The organism is Microcoleus sp. PH2017_24_DOB_U_A (assembly GCF_020738205.1).
Classification (GTDB): domain Bacteria; phylum Cyanobacteriota; class Cyanobacteriia; order Cyanobacteriales; family Microcoleaceae; genus Microcoleus.
In genome coordinates this window covers 1-19,734 of sequence record NZ_JAEQCT010000074.1, presented here as the reverse complement: position 1 = coordinate 19,734, position 19,734 = coordinate 1, and the positions used below count along the sequence as shown (strand labels likewise).

Sequence of the window (19,734 nt, the reverse complement as noted above, 5' to 3'; positions counted from 1 at the left end):
TGGGTAAATGCGATCGCCATTTACCGTTAACACCAAGATAGCCTTGCCAAAATTTGCGATCGGGTTTAGTTAAAGCAATTGGGTTTTTCGTTACCTGCGCGCAAGTGCGATCGGATCGCCCTCGAAAACAAGCAACAGCAGGCGATCGCAATCTACAGAAACGTTGAATAATGATGAGACCGATCGCTCATTTGCCACAGCCAGAAAATTGCCTCTCGCCTTTGCTTACACAACTGGTCAAGGCGTGGAGCTCTGGTATAAAATAAATTGTCGAGATATTGAAATTCCAGCAGAACGATCGACATCTCTCTGAGGTTTGAATTGTCAGCCTGTTTGCATCAAAAGTTTTTGTGATTATTTCCTTATATATAATTGATGAGTACGATTAGCTTTGCCACAAGTAAAACGATCTTTGTTAAAAGATGAAAAATCTAGGCAATACTGAACCCCAAGCGAAAATAGACTCCTCTGTTTCAGAGGATTCTAACAAAGCACTCAACCCGAGTGCAGCTTTGCAAACAGATGTAGGGATGGTTCTGCAATTGGCAGACGGCAGCATTCAGGCGTGCAATTCTCGCGCCGAGAAACTGTTGGGGATGACAGCAGAACAAATGCAGGGAAACACTTCCATCAACTGTCCGTGGCAGACTCTGCGTGAAGATGGCTCGGATTTTCCTGGGGAGACGCACCCGTCTATGGTGGCGCTGCAAACCGGGAAACCCTGCTCAAATGTCATCATGGGCTTCTATCAACCACAGGGAGAATTGATTTGGTTGAAGATCAATTCTCAACCTTTATTTCAGGGAGATCGATCGACTCCCTACGCCGTAGTTACCACCTTTATAGAAATCGGTCAACCTGGGCCAAGATTCGTCGGTGACGCGCCCGCCCAACAACAGTCAGACACCCTCGAAAGTATTTCCGACGGGTTCTTTGCTTTGGATCGAAACTGGCGGTTTACCTACGTTAATTCTCAAGCGGCGCGGTGGATAAATCGACTCTCGAAAGATTTGATCGGCAACACCGTTTGGGAAGAGTTTCCCGAGTCTGCGGGCAGTTTGTTCGATCAGGAATTTCGCCGCTGCGCCACAGAGCAAGTTACAGTTAGTTTTGAATCTTTTTATGGGCCGCTCAATGCTTGGTATGCGGTACGAGCTTATCCGATCGCATCGGGAATTGCCGTTTATTTTCAAGATGTTACCGAGCAGAAAGCCGATCGGGCTGCTTTTATTAAACAAGGGCAAACGGCGCACCAACAACTAGCAGAAATCGAGGCAATTTATGCTAGCGCGCCGATCGGACTTTGCTTTATCGATACCGACTTGCGATTTGTCCGCATCAACTCGCGCCTCGCAGAAATTAACGGAGTTCCCGCCGCCGCCCACATCGGTAAAACATTGCGCGAAATCTTGCCGCAACAAGCTGATGATTTAGAGCCGCTTTACCGAGAAGTTATAGCCACTAAAGTTCCCGTCGAACAGCTCGAAATTCACGGGGAAAACTCAGCGCAGCCGGGAGTAGAACGTAGTTGGCTGTTGAGTCTCTATCCGCTGAAAGCCCAGGACGATCGCGTGTTGGGCGTGAATGTGACAGTGTACGAAATTACCGATCGCAAAGCTCGCAAAAAAGAAATTCAACGGCTCAACCAGGAACTACAGCGCAGAGTTAACGAACTGCAATCAATATTTGATGCTGTACCCGTCGGGATCGCGATCGCCCACGATCCAGAGTGTAATGTAATTCGCACTAACAGGTTTGCTCAGTCGATGCTAACAGTGCGGCCGGATGCCAATGTTTCTGCAAGCGGAGACGAAGCCGCACTCCTTCCCTTCAGACTGCTTAGCAACGGCCAGGAAATCCCGCCAGAAGAGCACCCAATGCAGCGGGCGGCGGCTTCGGGTGCCGAATTGCGAGATGCGGAATTTCAAATGGTGCGATCGGATGGGGCGACGTTTGATTGGTTGATGAATGCGGTGCCGTTATTTGACGCACAGGGCGCAGTCTGCGGCTGTGTCTCGGCGTTTGTGGATATTAGCGATCGCAAACGAGCGGAGGCAGCTTTGCGCGACTCTGAGGAACGCTACCGCACTTTGTTTGAGTCCCTAGACGAAGGCTTTTGCGTCATCCAAATACTGTTTGACGACAACCAAAAGCCGATCGATTACCGCTTTTTGGAAATCAATCCGGCCTTTGAGAAACAAACCGGACTCGTACAAGCTGCGGGCAAAACTGCGCGGCAGCTCGTTCCAGAACTCGAAAATTATTGGTTCGAGATCTACGGCAAAGTTGCGCTGACAGGCGAACCAGCGAGCTTTGAACACGGCTCCGAAGCCATGAACCGCTGGTTTGAGGTTTCAGCGTTCCGCACGAGCGAGCCCCAGAGCCGCAAAGTCGCCATACTTTTCAAAGACATCAGCGATCGCAAACAGGCGGAAAATCGCCTGCGGGAACAGTCAGAGCAACTGCGGCTGTTCGTCAAACATTCGCCTGCGGGGGTGGCGATGTTTGACCGCCAGATGCGGTATATGCTGGTGAGCGATCGCTGGCTGGAAAGTTACGGGCTGGGCGCTCAAAACATTGTAGGTCGATCGCACTACGAGATATTTCCAGAATTGTCCGATCGTTGGAGACAAATCCACCAGCGCTGTCTGGCGGGAGCAGTCGAAATGTGTCCAGAAGATCCGTTTCCCCGCGCTGATGGTTCGATAGACTGGGTGCGCTGGGAAATTCACCCTTGGCGAACCAACAGCGGTGAGATTGGCGGGATCATGATTTTTTCCGAAGTAATCACCGATCGCAAAAACGCTGAACTCGCGCTGCAATTGGCAAACCAGCAAGTCAGCAATATTATCGAAAGTATTACCGATGCCTTTATCGCGATCGATGCACAATGGCGCTATACCTACGTTAATGCCACTGCTGAAAAACTTCTGGTGCGATCGAGAAACGACTTGTTAGGTCGATCGATCTGGGAGATATTCCCCGCCGAAGCAGAATCCAACTCAAGGCTGTATCAAGAATTTCATCGAGTCGTTTCCGAGCAAGTTTCTGTCAAGTTTGAAGAGTTTTCGCCGTCGCTTCAAAGGTATATAGAAGTCAGCGTCTATCCAGCAGCCGATGGACTTACGGCTTATTGGAGCGATATTGGCGATCGCAAACGCACAGAAGAAGAACTGCGGCAAAAAAATGCAATTTTGAACGTAATTAACGAGTCAGCGCCCACGCCAATTTTTGTTAAAGATCGACAAGGATGTATTATTTATGCCAATCCAGCCACCCTGGAGGCGCTGGGAAAACCTGCTGCTGAAGTAATTGGCCGGCGCGATCGCGATTTATACGCAGTAGCAGAACTGGGAGCCACAGTCTCGGAAAACGATCGGCGGATTATGGAATCCGGTCAAACAGAAATCGTCGAAGAATCTCCCGATGGCGTTCGGACTTTTCTGGGAATGAAAGCTCCCTACCGCAACGAAGCCGGAGAAGTAATCGGCTTGATTGGCATCTCCAACGACATCACAAAACGCAAGCGAGCCGAAGTCGCACTGCAAGAAAAAACGAAGTTACTCCAAGTAATTATAGACAGCATTGGTGACGGTTTGATTCTCGCCAACCAACAAGGGGAGTTTGTGCTGTTTAACCGCGCCGCCGTGAGAATATTCGGTCAGCTAACCAATGAAAAATCCTCTCAGGAATGGTCGAGCACCTACGGACTATTTTTGCCAGACCAAAAAACCCTTTTCCCCGAGGAGGAACTACCTCTAACCAGAGCAATCAAAGGTGAATATGTCAATGATGTAGCGATATTTGTCCGCCACCAAGATTGCGAAGATCGCTGGATCAGTATCAGCGGTTATCCGGTAGTTGATACCAGCAGAGAAATCACAGGCGGAGTGATTGTCTGTCGGGATATCACAGAACGCAAACAATCAGAAGCCGCGCTGCAAGAGAGCGAACAGCGATTCCGCTATATGGCTAACAACGCTCCATTTATGGTCTGGGTAACAGACTCTACAGGCTACTGCACTTTCTTGAGCGACAACTGGTATGAATTCACAGGTCAAACTGAGGAAACAGGTTTGGGATTTGGTTGGATAAACGCGGTGCATCCAGAAGACCGAGAATACGCCCTTAACGGATTTTTGAGGGCCAACGAACGCCAGGAACATTACAGCATGGAATTTCGCTTGGGGCGCAAAGATGGCGGATATTCTTGGGCGCTGGATGCGGCGGCTCCCAGATTTACCGACAGCGGACAATTTGAGGGTTATATCGGTTCTGCGATCGACATTACAGAGCGCAAACAAGTGGAAACCGAGCGCGATATGGTTCTGCAATTGGAACAAACGGCGCGCGCGGAAGCCGAACGAGCTAACCGGATTAAAGACGAGTTTTTGGCGGTGCTTTCTCACGAGTTGCGATCGCCCTTAAATCCGATTTTAGGCTGGTCGCAACTGCTGCTCGGCGGCAAACTGAGCGCGGCTAAAACCGCCCAAGCCTTCGAGACGATCGAACGCAACGCCCGACTGCAATCTCAATTAATCGAAGACTTGCTCGACGTGTCTCGGATTCTGCAAGGAAAACTCAGATTGAATGTTGCTCCGGTGAATGTCGGCACCATTATCTTGTCTGCTTTGGAAACCGTGCAACTAGCAGCCGAAGCTAAAAAGATTCAAATTCAAACAATCTTAAATCCAGATATCGGACTCGTTGTCGGCGATACAGGTCGCTTGCAGCAAATTGTGTGGAACTTGTTATCTAACGCGGTGAAATTCACGCCCGAAGGCGGTCGAGTAGAAGTTAAATTAGCGCAAATCGCACACGAAGTTCAAATTCAAGTTTCAGACACGGGTAAAGGGATTATTCCCGATTTCTTGCCCTATGTTTTCGAGCATTTCCGACAAGAAGACGGCGCCACAACTCGCAAATTTGGCGGTTTGGGATTGGGATTGGCGATCGTCCGCCAACTGATTGAACTTCACGGCGGAAGGGTGTTTGCAGAAAGCCCCGGAGAAGGTCAAGGAGCGACGTTTACGGTGAGATTACCGCTATTAAATGATGATTCTAGAACGCAGGATGAGACAGAACGTCATTCATCTGAGAGTGCCAATCTTTCATCTTTGCCGCTCGCTGGATTGAGAATTTTGGTAGTAGATGATGAGCCGGACTCGCGCGATTTTGTCGCCTTCGTGCTAGAGGACGCGGGTGCAGAGGTGATTTCCCTGTCATCTGCTGCTGAGGTGCTGCTGTCGATCGCCCAAACTGCACCGGATCTGATCGTCAGCGACATCGGAATGCCCGAGATGGACGGGTATATGCTGATCCGTCACATCCGCACTCAGCTCGCGCCCGAGTATCGGGGGCTAGTGGCGATCGCCCTAACAGCCTATGCTGGAGAAGCCAACGAGCGTCAAGTTTTGCAAGCCGGATTTCAAAAGCACTTATCTAAGCCGATCGATCCAACCCAGTTAGTTGCTACAGTAGCGCGGGCGATCGGCCCAAAGCTAAAAAACCCATAATAGGTTCGCAGTCAGTTGACAGTTGACAGTTGACAGTTGACAGCTTGTCAGTCAGATCCGTCGAAGGGTTGACGGTTGACAGTTGACAGAAGTCCCACGGAATAAGGATGAGATATCATTTTTGGTGCATTCATCCGTCTACAGCGAAGGTGGTGCAGAAATCGGAGAAGACTCTTCGTCCTTACTACGAACCTGATTAAGAAGGACTCTTAGTCCTGTCAACTGCCAACTGCCAACTGCCAACTGCCAACTGCCAACTGCCAACTGCCAACTCTTCCTTCTCCCTTGCGATCGCCCGTCAAACTTCGCTATTATAGAAAGTTGCAGTTAAAACCCCACAATCAACGATCATGGCCAAGCGCGTCCAATTAGTTTTAAACAAAGATGTCAGCAAACTCGGCAAAGCTGGCGACGTAGTAGAAGTAGCCCCAGGCTACGCCCGCAACTACCTAGTACCCCAAGGAATGGGATTTAAAGCCACTCCCGGCATTCTCAAGCAAGCAGCCCGCCGCAGAGAAGAAGAAAGACTGCGCCAGCTAGAGCTCAAGCAGCAAGCCGAAGTCCGCAAAACCGCCCTGGAAGCAGCCGGGCCTTTCATCATCTCCAAGCAAGTCGGCGAAGGAGACGCGATTTTTGGTACAGTCACCAACCAAGAAGTAGCAGAGCTGATCTTCAACTCTACCAGTCAAGAAGTCGATCGGCGCGGCATCACCCTGCCCGAAATTCGCGGCACTGGTACATACAAAGCTGAAATCAAACTCCACGCAGAAGTTACCGCCGAAGTTGATGTTCAAGTTGTCCCGATGTAATTTGGTATTGGGAATTGGGAATTGGGAATTGGGAATTGGGCATAGGGCATAGGGAATTGGGCATAGGGAATTGGGCATAGGGAATTGGGCATAGGGAATTGGGCATAGGGCATAGGGCATAGGGCATAGGGCATTGTCATTTGTTTTTCCACTAACCACTAACCAATAACCACTAACCACTAACCAATAACCAATAACCACTAACCAATAACCACTAACCAATAACCAATAACCAATAACCAATAACCAATAACCAATAACCAATAACTATTGACTAATGAGCGATTTGATGCCGACAAATATAGAGGCAGAGGAAGCAATTTTGGGCGGGATTTTAATCGACCCCGAAGCTATTTCCCGAATTTCTGAAATCTTGCGACCAGAGTTTTTTGCCATCACCGCTCATCAAGTCATTTATCGATCGGCATTAGGGCTATTTTTGCAAGGTCAACCGACGGATTTAATGACCGTAACGACTTGGCTGACGGATCGCAACCAGTTAGAACAAGTCGGAGGATTAACTAAATTAGCACAATTAGTCGATCGCACAGTTTCAGCAGTCAACATCGACCAATATGCAGCTTTAGTCGAAGACAAATATCAGCGGCGCCGATTGATCGAAGCGGGCAACAACATAGTACAATTAGGTTACGAGACATCAGCGCCACTAGAAACAGTCTTAGACCGTGCCGAACAAGAAGTTTTCGGCATCACTCAAGACCGCCCGCAACAAGATTTAGTATCGATCGGCGAAACCCTAAACCAAACATTTCAAGACTTAGAAAATCGCAATGAAGGCCTCACGCTTCCCGGTATTCCGTGCGGTTTTTATGATTTAGATGCCATGACAGGCGGCTTTCAGCGATCGGATTTAATCATCGTTGCTGCCAGGCCGGCAATGGGCAAATGCCAAGCAAGCTCTACCATAACGCTTCAAAGCGATGGAAGCCTTGCTACCATTGAAGAAATCTATCAAAAACGTCAAGCTGAATTACTAACTTTAGGAAAAGATTGGAAGTTTCATCTAACTAGACCATCTGCTTTTATAGATGATGGAATTAAGCCTGTATTTCGCGTCACAACCAGATTGGGACGCTTTATAGAAACTACAATTACACACCCATTTTTAACAATTAAGGGTTGGCGGCAGTTGGGGGAAATACAAGCAGGCGATAAAATTGCTGTACCCCGCAGGATGGATGTTTTTGGTAAAGAAACCATTCGTGACTGTGAAGTTAAGTTATTGGCTTATCTAATTGGCGATGGGTGTTTGACACGCAGCGCGCCGCACTTCACCAATGGAAATACTGCTATACTAGAAGACTTTGCTAAGGCTGCTACTAGCTTCGGAGGTCTTAGGCTGCGATACAACGATCAAGGGAGACGCGCACCAGAATATTACGTCATGGGCGATCGAGACAGTTACAAAGACAAAATATCTTTCTTTGGTCTGAATTTGCAAAAAGTCCTTAAAGAACAACATTTGTATGTTAAAGAATTTGCTAAAATATTGAAGGTTTCACCCGATTTAGCCTCGGATTGGGTGCTAGGATTGGCATTCCCAAAGCAAAAATTATTTAGTCGCATCTGTGAAACTTTAGATGTCGCTCCCAAAAAACTAGCCGGCCCGGGAATGGAGGCTATTAATACCTTGCATCAAAACCCGCTGAGATACTGGTTAGAAGAATTAGGTCTGATGGGAAAAAATGCTCACCAGAAAACAGTACCAGACATAGTTTTTAGATTGGAGCGATCGCAAATTGCCCTTTTCCTCAACCGCCTCTTTTCCACTGACGGCTGGGCTACCCTACTTACCAGCGGTCAATCTCAACTAGGCTACTGTTCTGTCAGCGAAGGACTAGCTAGACACGTACAGCATCTACTGCTGAGATTTGGCATCATTGCCGCCCTCAAAAAACGTTTAGTTAAATATAAAAATACTCGTAATCCAGCTTGGTTTATAGATATTACTGATGCTATATCTATCAAAATATTTATATCAGAGATTGGCATTTTTGGCAAAGAAGAAGCATTGTTTAAAGTTAAAGAAGCACTAGAAAACAAAAAATCTCACAATAACCGTGATTTAATTCCTGTCGAGGTTTGGGAATACATAGCATTAGCCAAAGGCAACGAATCTTGGGCATCCTTAGCAAAACGCGCAGGCATCAAAGGTTATTCCAATATTCACGTTGGTCAACGTGCGCTGTCCAGGCAAAGACTTTTGGTTTTAGCAACTGCTTTAAATAATTCGTGGCTGAAACAACTTGCAGATAGCGAGGTTTACTGGGATGAAATAGTTTCGATCGAACCGATGGGAAACAAGCAAGTCTATGACTTAACTATCCCGGAGACACACAATTTTGTTGCTAATGATATCTGCGTTCACAATACGGCCTTTTGTACCAACATCGCGCACCACATCGCCGCCGGAGGGCAAAAATTACCGGTTGCCGTTTTTAGCTTGGAAATGTCGAAAGAACAGCTAGTGCAGCGTATTCTGTCCAGTGAAGCCAAAATAGAAAGTAATAGGTTGCGATCGGGCAGAATCAGTCAAAACGAATGGGAGCCAATCAGTACAGCCATTGGTAACTTATCAGAACTACCGCTGTTTATTGATGATACTCCTAATATTACCGTGATGGAGATTCGCTCCAAAGTCCGCCGCCTCCAAGCAGAACAAGGCGGATCTCTCGGATTAATCTTGCTAGATTACCTGCAATTAATGGAAGGTAGCAGCGACAACCGCGTGCAAGAATTATCTCGAATTACCAGAAGTCTCAAAGGTTTAGCCCGCGAGATCAACGTGCCGATTATTGCTTTGTCTCAGTTGAGTCGAAGTGTGGAAGCGAGGACAAATAAGCGGCCGATGATGTCGGATTTACGGGAAAGTGGATGTCTGAGTGGTGATAGTTTAGTTACTATGGCTGATAGTGGATTAGAAGTCCCGATTCGCGATTTAGTCGGTAAATCTGGCTTTGCTGTTTGGGGATTAAATTTAGATACCATGAAACAGGAAAGAGCAATGGTGACTAATGCTTTTTCTACTGGAATCAAGCCAGTATGGGAGATGACAACTTGCTTGGGGAAATCGATTACAGCAACAGGCAATCATAAGTTCTTTACATCAGATGGTTGGAAGCGTTTAGATGAATTAAAAATAGGTGATCGAATTGCTACACCTCGCTCAATTCCTTGTACTGAAGTGCAGACGATGGGTAATGCTGAATTAGCTTTACTAGGACATTTAATTGGTGATGGTTGTACTTTACCTCGACATACCATTCAGTACACGACGCGAGAATTAGATTTAGCTGAATTAGTGGCACACTTGGGTAGAGAAGTATTTGGTGATGAAATTAATTCCCGTATCAAACGCGAACGTGATTGGTATCAAGTTTATCTCCCTGCTAGTTATCATCTCGCTCCCAATATTAAAAATCCGATTACTAAATGGCTAGAACAATTAGAAGTCTTTGGTTTACGTTCCCATGAAAAATTTATTCCCAGTTTAGTATTTACCCAACCCCAAGAATCGATCGCTCTTTTCCTTCGACACCTATGGGCAACCGATGGTTGTATCCGCACGAGTAAAGACAATTCCCACTATCCCAGTATTTATTATGCGTCTAGTAGCAAAAAACTAGCGCGGGGAGTTCAATCGTTATTATTAAGATTGAATATTAATGCCTCCTTAAAATCAGTTTGCCAAGGTAATAAAGGACGAACTCAATATCAAATATGGGTAAGTGGGAAGCAAGATATAGAGAAATTTGTAGATCGGATTGGTGCGGTTGGCAATTATAAACAAGAAAGTTTAGCCCTAGTCAAAATATATCTAGAAAATTCTGGACGGGCTAATACAAACCGAGATTTAATTCCTAACCAAGTTTGGCGAACCCAAGTTAATATTGCCCGAGAAAATTTAGGTTTAACAACTAAACAAATTAAATCAGTTTTGGGCGTGCGCTATTGTGGCGACAGTTCCTATCAATGTGATGTCAGCCGAGAACGAGCTACGCAGTTAGGGACTCTTCTAGGCTCTGAGGAAATTAGGAAAATTGCTGTTAGCGATGTCTATTGGGATAAGATAAAAAAAATAGATTTCATCGGCGAAGATATGGTTTACGATCTAACAGTAGATAAAGTTCAAAACTTTTCTACACAAGGATTGTACGCTCATAATAGCATCGAGCAGGACGCTGATTTAGTAATTATGTTGTACCGCGATGAATATTACAATCCCGATTCGCCCGATCGCGGAATTGCCGAAGTCATCATCACCAAACACAGAAACGGCCCCACAGGCATCATCAAACTATTATTTGACGCCCAATTTACCTCGTTCCGCAATTTAGCATCTCCGAAGCGCTCTTAAATCAACTCAAACGAACGCGGTAAAATAGGTTTGTAGTCAGGACTTCAGTCCTAATTGACTAATAGTCTAATCAGAGGACTGAAGTCTTCACTACGAACTTATAACAGAAACCCGGTTTCTTAAAAAAACCGGGTTTCTAAATATCGCCAAAGTTTTAAGTTTAATTAGGTTGAGCTACCTAGCCAGCGATTTTCAATAATTCCACATCAAAAATCAGCGTAGCATTAGGAGGAATCACCCCGCCCGCACCGCGAGCACCATAACCTAATTCAGGCGGAATAATCAACTTGCGGCGTTCTCCAACTTTCATTGTACCGACACCTTCATCCCAACCCTTAATTACTTGACCGACGCCAATTTTGAACTGAAAAGGAGAATTGCGATCGCGCGAACTATCAAATTTCGTGCCATCCTCCAAAGTGCCAGTGTAGTGCACTACAACCGTCTGACCGATTTTTGGAGTCGCCCCATTACCTTCTTTCAATTCAACATATTTCAGACCTGAACCTGTGGTAACAGTTTTCTCAGTATTTTCAGTTTTCTCTGTATTTCCAGTCATGTTATTGCCAGCAATAGTAGCTGGTTCTTTTGGTAAATTAGCATCAGCTACTAGCAAGCTATCTTCAGTGAAAGACTTCGCTGAGAGTATCTCAAGCGCAGCATCGGTTAAAGGACTATTCACTTCGGAGGCAACTGCTGTAGGTACATAGCCGCTCATTTGAGCGACTATCAAAAACACAAAGCAAACCAGCATTACGCCCAAGCTGACCAGAATTCCTTGCAAAATTAATCCTCCTGACACTTTTAACCGCGATATCTCAGATATCTAAGACATCTAGTACAACAAGAACTACAAAATTTTATCTGAACTTTTCCGCCCAAAAATAGCGGCTGCCAGTTAATTTTAAAGGCAAAAGAAAGTATGAAGTCAGAATCTTTGTAATTCTACCTTCTGCTTTCATTCATAAGTGCCTGATTGAGCCTTCTGCGTTCGGGTGACAATTTTATCACAAGATCGCAGCGAGAGCGCGCGATCGCACTTAGCGCCAGTTACGGTTTTCTAGATCCCGCATCTGACGTTCGAGACGATCGAGCCTGCCGCGCAACTCATCCATTTCCGACTGTCGGGGAACGCCCATATCTTGCAGCATATTCCGGAGTTGGCGCTGCAACTGCGTATCCCAATTGCCCTGCTCGGACTTGAGATGTTCAGTCACGTCATCGACAAAGGTTTTGGCTTGCTCGGGATTGATTTTGCCATCTTTGACCCATTGCTCGCTGGCTTCCTGCAATTTCTCCGCCACCAAGGATGTAGTACCAATGCCCAGCATTACCAGTTGTTTGAGTAAGTTGCTATTGTTATCCATAGATTTTTCCTACTGTTTGCCCCAAAATACCCGATCGGCTCAGGTCGCCTGCGGTCGCTGCGAAACCCTTTGTACAATTTTAGTTACATCAGCACTGACCTACCTTTCTATTTTGGAGCATCCAGCAGCCTGCTGGCGAGTTTAACCCGCCAATCGGCGTTCGGAAAACCCGCTAATAAGCCTCCCGACAAAATTACCCCATCACCCTGCTATCCAATGCCTGAGTGTCCCCGCTGTCACCAACCTGTAGACTCCCGAGCGATCGCCTGCACCCACTGCAAAACCCCTCTCAAAGCTTTCGGTCATCCGGGTATCCCGCTTTATCGATCGGCATCCGCAGAATTTCTGTGCGCTACCTGTACTTACCACGAAGACGACACCTGCAACTACCCGCAGCGTCCCTTCGCCAAAGAATGCACGCTTTATCACGATCGAGCTGAGCCGCTGGTACCACAGACGAGCCGTTATATCAGTGGTGGCTGGCCCCAATCAATCAAAAATTGGTGTCAGCGAAATGTCGTTTGGCTGGCTTTATTTGGTTTAATTATTATTAGCATTGCCCTGTCGATTTAATCTAATTATATCAAGCGTAGAATAGAGATATCTGCGTATGTCGGGCTTGCTATGCGGTTCATTCTCTAAATTATCCATGAGTTACGTATTCGGCATCGACGGCGGCGGAACTAAAACTATCTGCATCTTAATAGACGAAAACAGAGTTGTTTTGGGACGGGGGGAAGCAGGGCCCTCAAATTATCAAACGCAGGGAATCGAGACAGCAAAACAATCAATTGAAGTGGCAATCGAACGAGCAGTTCTGTCCGCTAAAATAGAGCCAAATAGCAATCTCAACATAGAAGCAATTTGTCTGGGACTAGCCGGCGTCGCGCGTCCAAAAGATATTGAAATAGTGCAATTTGTAGTGCAGAACTTGCAGTTGACGAATACTTTACCAGTAACCCGATCGCTCTTGCCCAGAAATATCGTAATTTGCAGCGACTGCGCGATCGCACTTGTGGGCGGTGTCGGCAATCCAGTCGGTATCGCCGTTATTGCTGGAACTGGTTCGATCGTTTTCGGGCAAAACCGTCAAGGGAAAACTAAACGAGTCGGCGGTTGGGGATATATTTTAGGTGATGAAGGTAGCGGATATGACATCGCGATTGCGGGTTTGCAAGCTGCTTTGAAGTTCTATGACGGACGCTCGGAGTTTACCGTGCTGGCCCAAAAATTTCAACAGCATTTAGGTCTAAATAACCTGGAAGAATTGGTAGAAGTCGTTTACCGGCGCGGTTGGGGAGTGACAGAAATTGCAGCTTTAGCGCCGATTGTCGATCGAGCAGCAGCAGAGGGCGATCGCGTCGCTGACGGCATTATTAGTCGTGCTGTGGCAGAATTAACATTTTCCACCAAAACAGCTATTTCAGCGCTGTTTAGCCCCACAGAAGAATTTGAAATTGTGACGATTGGAGGTGTGTGGGGTTCAGAAGCTAATTTCCGGGGTAGGTTTGAAAGTGCGATAAGTGCGATCGCCCCGAATGCTAAGGTAATTTTGCCCCGATCCGAACCAGCTTTCGGTGCAGCGTTGTTAGCATTAAACGCTCTCAAGAATTAAGCTCGTCCGGCGCTTCCTGCTAGGATTTCAGCTTAACTGCTAAAAGGACGATGAATCCCAATCTCTCCTTTATCTTCCTTATCTTCCCGATCGCCCCAGCCTTGCCAATTTTCGAGATTTTGCCAAAATTAAAAATTCTTGATTATCTACCTTATCTTCCCAACTTGCAGAATCTCTACCTGCCATCATTAAAACATCAAATGAATCCGAAACGCGAAACAGATTTAGCAGTAGTACATTCCTAAGTAAAACAAAACAAAACCAAGGAGACAAATTATATGATTACTTCTCACAAATGGCGCTCAGCAACAGCAGCAATCCTCGCAGTAGGCATTACAGTTGCAACCAGCGCGCCTCTGGTGGTAGCTACTCCCGCAGAAGCTCAACAACGAATTTCACAATATGATAGCATCCGAATTCCGTCTGGCAGTGTAATTCCAGTTAGCTACGAAAAAGAAAAAATTGTTGTTACCCGCGATGAAACTGCACCTTTAACTTTAACCGTATCGCGAGACATCCGCACAGATCAAGGAAGAGTATTAATCCCCGCAGGCAGCCAAATTGTCGGGGAATTGCGACCGGTTAGAAGGGGCAATCAAAGGGGTACTCAATTTGTTGCCAGAGAGTTAATTGTCAGCCGCCGCCAACGCTATCGGATTGATGGCTATTCCGGAGTTATTACCAGAACCGAAAGAGTTCAAAAAGGTGCCGGCACAGGTTCAGTAGCGCAAGGTGCAGCATTAGGCGCAGCAGCAGCAGCAGCCCTAGCAGGCATTACCGGGGACAAGGCAATTGCCACTGAAGAAGTATTGGGAGGCGCTGGCATCGGCGCATTAGCGGGAGTATTGTTGGGGCGGCGCAGTGTTGACGTGATCGTGATTCGCCCGGAAGAAGATTTATCAGTCAGATTGCGATCGGACATCGTGCTGCGGTAATATTAAAATCTTCCGATTAAGTATTTGCAGCAAAACATTGTCGATCGCAAACTTGTGGTCTCCCGATAATTGGCTAGGCATACTATTAAGGTTGTGCTTGGCCATGTTTGTTGGCGGAATTATTGGATGGGAGGTTGACAAAGGCTAGACAAATAAGGTAATAGAAACACTTGACAAACCTAGACGACAAAGCGTACTATTGAGAAAGTTATTTAATTGATGCTTGTGCTGTTATCAATCAAGACAAAGTTAAAATTAACAAGTGCCGAAAAACAATTGATGAGTAAACACGCTGGAATAGCTCGTTTTACTTACAATTGGGGTTTGGCGACTTGGCAAAACTTGTACCAAGATGGATTAAAGCCCAACAAATATATTCTCAAAAAGTTTTTCAATAATTACGTCAAGCCAGAGCTGGAATGGATTAAAGAAAAAGGGATTTGTCAAAAGATCACTCAATATGCTTTCGACCAATTAGGTAATGCGTTCGATCGTTTCTTTAAAGGACTGGGTGCTTATCCCCATTTTAAAAAGAAGTTTCAACACGATGCTTTCACTCTTGATGCTGGTGGCAAGCCGATGAGAGTTGGCGGGGTAAGGATTAAATTGCCTACAATTGGCTGGATTCGGACGTTTGAAGGATTGCCAAATGTTACTACTTCTAAAATAACAATTTCTAGGATTGCTGATGACTGGTATTTATCTTTTGCTTACGAGCAGAGTCAGCAAGTAATAGCCAAACAATATGAAGTTGTTGGTGTAGATTTAGGCGTGAAAACTTTAGCTACACTTTCGACAGGAGTTGTGTTTGAAAATCCCAAGTATTACTACCAAGAGGCTGCGAAACTGAAGCGACTGCAAAAACAACTATCTAGAAAAAAGAAAGGCAGCAATCGCCGATTTAAAGCGAGAATGAAAGTGGCTCGTCAACACAGTCTAATTGCCAATCTCCGCAATAATACTCTTCATCACGTTACTACTTATTTAAGCAAAAACCACGCGAAAGTAGTAATTGAAGACCTAAACATAGCAGGAATGATGGCTAATCATAGGTTGGCTAAAGCAATTGCTGACTGTGGATTTCATGAATTCAGACGACAACTAAAATATAAGTGTCGAAAATTTGGTTCCGAACTAATGATAATTAGTCGGTGGTACCCAAGTTCTAAAACTTGCTCTAGTTGTGGGAATATTCAAGATATGCCGCTTAAAAAACGCACGTATGATTGTTGTTCGTGTGGCATATCTATCGATCGCGATCTGAATGCCAGTCTGAACATATCAAGGTTGGCTTAACCTTGAAAGCTCGTTGAGGGATAGCCGCTCCGATGCCCCCGATGAAACGAGAAGTAATGACTAGACTTGTCTAGGATTTATATAGCAGTAATTAAAGTATTGGAGCGTCGAAGTCGTCCCAAATAGTCGAGGGCCCAACTCGCGTGGCTCTGTACTTTTTTGCAGCCGTTAAAACAGACAGATAGACTCTGGTTTGAGGGGACAAGTCTTATTTGCGATTAGATCATCATCTAGCCATAGATTAGTTAGTTTGGTCAAAGATTTCAGGGGTGTAATGTCTGATATTTTATTGTCATTATAATTAGGTATGTAGTTGGGCTTTAGCCCTCTTTATATATATATAAAGGAGGCTCAAGCCCAACTACGTACCTTTATTTATGAATATGAAAATTGCGTCTAATATGCCACCCGACCTTTGAGCGATGCTTTCGGTAGTTTCAGATTTATTTTTCCTACAATAAAACTGCACTGCTTCGATCGGGGGATTAGGGCGAATCTGCCTTAAGTGAACGGTATTGCGTTATAATAAAAATTAGGGGGAAAATCCACTTATAATATTAGTTAATTTTTAGGCATAATAATCACTGTCTATCCAGCCCAAAGACTGAATAAACAGGATTAATTTTTTCCATAAATAGTGGGCAAACTTATCAATTCCAAAGACTCTTGCCGCACGCGACCCGCCATCGCAGCTAACTGCAAGCTCATAAAAGCATTCAAATCTTCCAAATCACACTTGGACGAGGAAAAAATATGCTGCATTTCATTTTCCGCTTCCAAACTCAGATATCCAGCGTCAATAGCTTGTTTTACAACTTCACGAATCAGCACGATCGAAATGTTCCTTACTAAAATTCAAGGTGTCCAAAGCAAAATAATTACCAACAAGCAGTTTCCGAGGCGGTCTCCCCAAATATTTCAAATTGTTTGAGTTCGCGAGACTCTTGTTTTACCAAGCCGGACATGGCTGCTAGTTGCAAATTCATAAAAGCATTTAAGTCTTCCAGGTCATACTTTGTGGTGGTTAACATCCGCCGCAGTTGATTTTCGGCTTCCAGACTTAAATAACCTAGGCTCAGAGCTTGTTGGGCGAGATCGCGAATCAGTACCATAACACTTGGGAGTTTTATTTGTTGAATAGCCTCAGTATCAACGGTTTTCACTGACTCCGCAGTGACGGCTATTGCTCAATTTGTGTGACATTTTTAATGGCCGGCCGTGACAGCCGGACTCGCAAAGTGTGACTAAGTGTTTGCACGGGTGTGACATGGATCACGCGGGGGAGAGGGGAGAGGGGGAGATGGGAGAGGGGGAGAGGGGGAGAGGGGGGAGCATTTTTCTTATTCCCTTTGACTAATGACTGATGACTCATGACTCATGACTCATGACTCATGACTGATGACTCATGACTCATGACTACTACCTTCTACCTTCAGAAGGCTCTCACCGTCTATAATCAGCAAGTTAAATATTTACGGCAAGACTATGGAAGCACCACTTAAAGATTTGTTACAACAAATAGCCAGATTATCGGAAACTTATGCTAATTTAGCCGATCGACTCTCCCAAGCAGCCAAACAACTGCAAGACTCGGGCTTTCCTCCCTCGGACAGCTTACTTCAAGAAATTAGCGCCTACAGCCGAAACTTTGCAGAAGTCCAAAAAAAAGCACTCGAACTCAATAAATCCGCCCTCGCCCCAGGGGAAATTGCTTCCCTCAAAGACATTCAAAACTTAGTCGAGACAGCCACAGCTTCCGCTGGTAAAGCAGGAATTCGCGATGCAGCTTTGAAAGTGCTCGATCGAGTATTGGCGATCGCCCACCGCGAACAAAGCGACTTCGCGCCCTTACAATCAGTTCATGGCAGAGCTCGGGAACTTCACCGCGCCATTTCCGAATCCGCCCCAACTCAACTGCATTCCGACGCAGAATCCTTAGTGGGCGGCAAACACCCAGTTGCAGCAGTGCTCGCCCTGGTGGAGCAGCAAGACAAACTAGATGACGAACAGTGGGTGATCCTCGAAGAAACAGTCAGCGCCGCTTTTGGGAAACAAATAGCCGTCGCCATTTCCAGAGGCAAATTAACCGTTTCGCAGATGGTAAAAGCAGCACCTGCGAAAGTCGAGCCCGTATTTCAAGCAGCAACCGAACCAAAAATCAGCACCGAACCTCTACCGGAAGTTATTATCATCCCCTCGGGAAATGCGGCGCCGAAACAAGTTACAGTTGCACCACAAATCCAAATTTTGGAATCCCCCGCCGCGACGGCGCCCATGCACGAGGTGATTATCGTTCCTAGCGTGGAAGTACCTAAATCCCTCCAAGCAACCGGTTTCGGCAACATTGTGTTTGGGGCACCTCGCGAGATTCAACAAGTGCCAGTAGAGGGCGGTTTGGGATTGAAAGTGTTGGCGCACATTCAAGGAATTGGCGATCGCACTTTTAGCGCTCAAGAATACGCCGGCACTAAAGGTAAAGGCCTCCGCGTTGAAGGATTTCAAATTAATATTGAGCCACAAATTCCTGGCTTAACAGTCGAGTATATGGCTCATGTCGAAGGTGTTGGCGATACCCCTTGGATTGGCGAAGGGGAATTAGCCGGTTTTCGCGGTCAAGCGAAACGAATTGAAGGATTTGCCGTGCGGTTGAGCGGGCCGCAAGCTGATAAGTATGACGTATTCTATACTGCTCACATTCAGAATATCGGCGACACCGAGGTGTCCTCCAACGGCGAATATTGCGGCACTCGCGGCAAAGGTTTGAGAATAGAAGGGATCAAGGTTTGGATTGCGCCGTCTGCGAGTTCTCAAGTTGTGGGGCCTGTGGGTTTGAAAGTGTTGGCGCACATTCAAGGAATTGGCGATCGCACTTTTAGCGATAAAGAATACGCCGGTACTAAAGCTCAAGGCCGCCGAGTCGAAGGTTTTCAAATTAAAATAGAGCCTCCGGTTCCCGGTTTAAATTTGCAGTACATGGCTCACGTTGAAGGAGTTGGCGATACTGCTTGGATTGAGGAAGGGGAATTAGCCGGTTTCCGGGGTAAAGCCAAGCGCATTGAAGGATTTGCAGCACGGCTGACTGGGGTGAAAGCTGATAATTACGATGTATTTTACACCGCTCACATTCAAAATGTGGGTGATACTCCTGTTGGTTCTAACGGTCAATATTGCGGCACTCGCGGCAAAGGTTTGAGGGTTGAGGGGATGACGGTTTGGGTTGAGGCTAAGGGGTAAAAATGATAAATGAATGGAAAATTTAAATTAAAATTTTCCATTCATTAAGTACCCGAATCAGTAGGGTGCGTCAGTTCGCATTATTTTTGCCAAAAACTAACAATTTTGAAGCTGACGCACCAGCCAATAAATGGTATAGCCTTTCTCAAAAAGATGAGGTATAACTGACAGCTTATATAACCGCTTAAACCAAGAGGGCTCTCTTCCCAACAACGTCCGCGAATCTTTGTGAGAACCGCTATACGTCAGAACGATACTTTATACTTTATGTGCTTATTCAGAATCCCAAAATTGACAGCAATATGTCTCTTTGACCATTTCAGCTTGAATTTTTTGGTTGATTTCGGAGCGATTGAGTTCCCAGTTGCGGATGGTATGCACAATATCGATACCGGCCCAAATCAACATTCCGAGGACGATCGCACCAATTAAATATTCCATAGCTTTTTAAAAGGTTGAGGTTTTCTGGATCTGATCTAGCGCGGTAATTAGGGCTTGCTGAATAATTGATTGCCAACCAAGAGCAGGAGCGATCAATATATTCAAGCTTGGTTAAAGATAAGTTTTTTCTGTATCGAGTCGCC

The 19,734-nt window shown here is 45.9% G+C and carries 14 protein-coding genes; 9 read left to right on the top strand and 5 right to left on the bottom strand.

Going from position 1 to position 19,734, the window contains the following annotated elements; all coding sequences use genetic code 11:
* The first annotated feature begins 422 nt into the window (after positions 1-422).
* The 3 genes from JGK07_RS21035 to JGK07_RS21025 all read left to right on the top strand — a co-directional run bounded on the left by JGK07_RS21035 (position 423) and on the right by JGK07_RS21025 (position 10,703).
* Complete coding sequence (locus tag JGK07_RS21035) at positions 423-5,516, top strand: PAS domain-containing protein (protein ID WP_293178409.1); 5,094 nt, start codon at positions 423-425, stop codon at positions 5,514-5,516.
* 350 nt (positions 5,517-5,866) lie between these two features.
* Positions 5,867-6,325, top strand: a complete 459-nt coding sequence (gene rplI, locus JGK07_RS21030; RefSeq protein ID WP_293127513.1) for a 50S ribosomal protein L9 — start codon at positions 5,867-5,869, stop codon at positions 6,323-6,325.
* A gap of 277 nt (positions 6,326-6,602) precedes the next feature.
* Entirely contained in the window at positions 6,603-10,703 is a 4,101-nt protein-coding gene (locus tag JGK07_RS21025) for a replicative DNA helicase (RefSeq protein WP_293178412.1), read from the top strand.
* Positions 10,704-10,881: 178 nt separating this feature from the next.
* On the opposite strand, the gene JGK07_RS21020 is transcribed toward JGK07_RS21025, so the two are convergent.
* Together JGK07_RS21020 and JGK07_RS21015 are read right to left on the bottom strand one after the other, a co-directional pair.
* Positions 10,882-11,487: an FKBP-type peptidyl-prolyl cis-trans isomerase gene (locus tag JGK07_RS21020; protein ID WP_293178415.1), complete on the bottom strand. Its 606-nt coding sequence runs from the start codon at positions 11,485-11,487 to the stop codon at positions 10,882-10,884.
* A gap of 256 nt (positions 11,488-11,743) precedes the next feature.
* Positions 11,744-12,070 carry a phasin family protein gene (locus JGK07_RS21015; protein ID WP_265235356.1) on the bottom strand — a complete coding sequence of 109 codons (327 nt, stop codon included), beginning with the start codon at positions 12,068-12,070 and terminating at the stop codon, positions 11,744-11,746.
* Positions 12,071-12,286: 216 nt separating this feature from the next.
* Here JGK07_RS21015 and JGK07_RS21010 point away from each other — a divergent pair, with 216 nt between their 5' ends.
* The 5 genes from JGK07_RS21010 (at position 12,287) to JGK07_RS20990 (ending at position 15,916) form a co-directional block, all read left to right on the top strand.
* Complete coding sequence (locus JGK07_RS21010) at positions 12,287-12,643, top strand: zinc ribbon domain-containing protein (RefSeq protein WP_293178492.1); 357 nt, start codon at positions 12,287-12,289, stop codon at positions 12,641-12,643.
* Between the two features lie 76 nt (positions 12,644-12,719).
* Positions 12,720-13,685: an N-acetylglucosamine kinase gene (locus tag JGK07_RS21005; protein ID WP_293178418.1), complete on the top strand. Its 966-nt coding sequence runs from the start codon at positions 12,720-12,722 to the stop codon at positions 13,683-13,685.
* Positions 13,686-13,735: 50 nt separating this feature from the next.
* Entirely contained in the window at positions 13,736-13,930 is a 195-nt protein-coding gene (locus tag JGK07_RS21000; protein WP_293178421.1) for a hypothetical protein, read from the top strand.
* Between the two features lie 33 nt (positions 13,931-13,963).
* Entirely contained in the window at positions 13,964-14,620 is a 657-nt protein-coding gene (locus tag JGK07_RS20995) for a hypothetical protein (RefSeq protein WP_293178424.1), read from the top strand.
* Between the two features lie 219 nt (positions 14,621-14,839).
* A complete protein-coding gene (locus JGK07_RS20990) occupies positions 14,840-15,916 on the top strand; it encodes a transposase (protein ID WP_293189941.1) in 1,077 nt (358 codons plus the stop codon).
* Between the two features lie 618 nt (positions 15,917-16,534).
* Here JGK07_RS20990 and JGK07_RS20985 read toward each other — a convergent pair.
* Positions 16,535-16,750 (bottom strand): hypothetical protein, encoded by a 216-nt coding sequence (locus tag JGK07_RS20985; RefSeq protein WP_293149964.1) that lies wholly within the window; start codon positions 16,748-16,750, stop codon positions 16,535-16,537.
* A gap of 44 nt (positions 16,751-16,794) precedes the next feature.
* On the bottom strand, positions 16,795-17,028 hold the full coding sequence (locus JGK07_RS20980; RefSeq protein ID WP_293149962.1) for a hypothetical protein: 234 nt from the start codon (positions 17,026-17,028) through the stop codon (positions 16,795-16,797).
* 373 nt (positions 17,029-17,401) lie between these two features.
* Between JGK07_RS20980 and JGK07_RS20975 the strand changes: the two genes are divergently transcribed.
* Positions 17,402-19,150 (top strand): hypothetical protein, encoded by a 1,749-nt coding sequence (locus JGK07_RS20975; protein ID WP_293225429.1) that lies wholly within the window; start codon positions 17,402-17,404, stop codon positions 19,148-19,150.
* Between the two features lie 273 nt (positions 19,151-19,423).
* On the opposite strand, the gene JGK07_RS20970 is transcribed toward JGK07_RS20975, so the two are convergent.
* Positions 19,424-19,591 (bottom strand): hypothetical protein, encoded by a 168-nt coding sequence (locus tag JGK07_RS20970; protein ID WP_293178434.1) that lies wholly within the window; start codon positions 19,589-19,591, stop codon positions 19,424-19,426.
* Between the last annotated feature and the right edge of the window lie 143 nt (positions 19,592-19,734).

Bases quoted from the DNA above. Each gene is read 5' to 3' on its own strand.
- JGK07_RS21035 (WP_293178409.1), top strand. From the start codon at position 423: ATGAAAAATCTAGGCAATACTGAACCCCAAGCGAAAATAGACTCCTCT.
- rplI (WP_293127513.1), top strand. From the start codon at position 5,867: ATGGCCAAGCGCGTCCAATTAGTTTTAAACAAAGATGTCAGCAAACTC.
- JGK07_RS21025 (WP_293178412.1), top strand. From the start codon at position 6,603: ATGAGCGATTTGATGCCGACAAATATAGAGGCAGAGGAAGCAATTTTG.
- JGK07_RS21015 (WP_265235356.1), bottom strand. From the start codon at position 12,070: ATGGATAACAATAGCAACTTACTCAAACAACTGGTAATGCTGGGCATT.
- JGK07_RS21010 (WP_293178492.1), top strand. From the start codon at position 12,287: ATGCCTGAGTGTCCCCGCTGTCACCAACCTGTAGACTCCCGAGCGATC.
- JGK07_RS21005 (WP_293178418.1), top strand. From the start codon at position 12,720: ATGAGTTACGTATTCGGCATCGACGGCGGCGGAACTAAAACTATCTGC.
- JGK07_RS21000 (WP_293178421.1), top strand. From the start codon at position 13,736: ATGAATCCCAATCTCTCCTTTATCTTCCTTATCTTCCCGATCGCCCCA.
- JGK07_RS20995 (WP_293178424.1), top strand. From the start codon at position 13,964: ATGATTACTTCTCACAAATGGCGCTCAGCAACAGCAGCAATCCTCGCA.
- JGK07_RS20990 (WP_293189941.1), top strand. From the start codon at position 14,840: ATGCTTGTGCTGTTATCAATCAAGACAAAGTTAAAATTAACAAGTGCC.
- JGK07_RS20980 (WP_293149962.1), bottom strand. From the start codon at position 17,028: ATGGTACTGATTCGCGATCTCGCCCAACAAGCTCTGAGCCTAGGTTAT.
- JGK07_RS20975 (WP_293225429.1), top strand. From the start codon at position 17,402: ATGGAAGCACCACTTAAAGATTTGTTACAACAAATAGCCAGATTATCG.
- JGK07_RS20970 (WP_293178434.1), bottom strand. From the start codon at position 19,591: ATGGAATATTTAATTGGTGCGATCGTCCTCGGAATGTTGATTTGGGCC.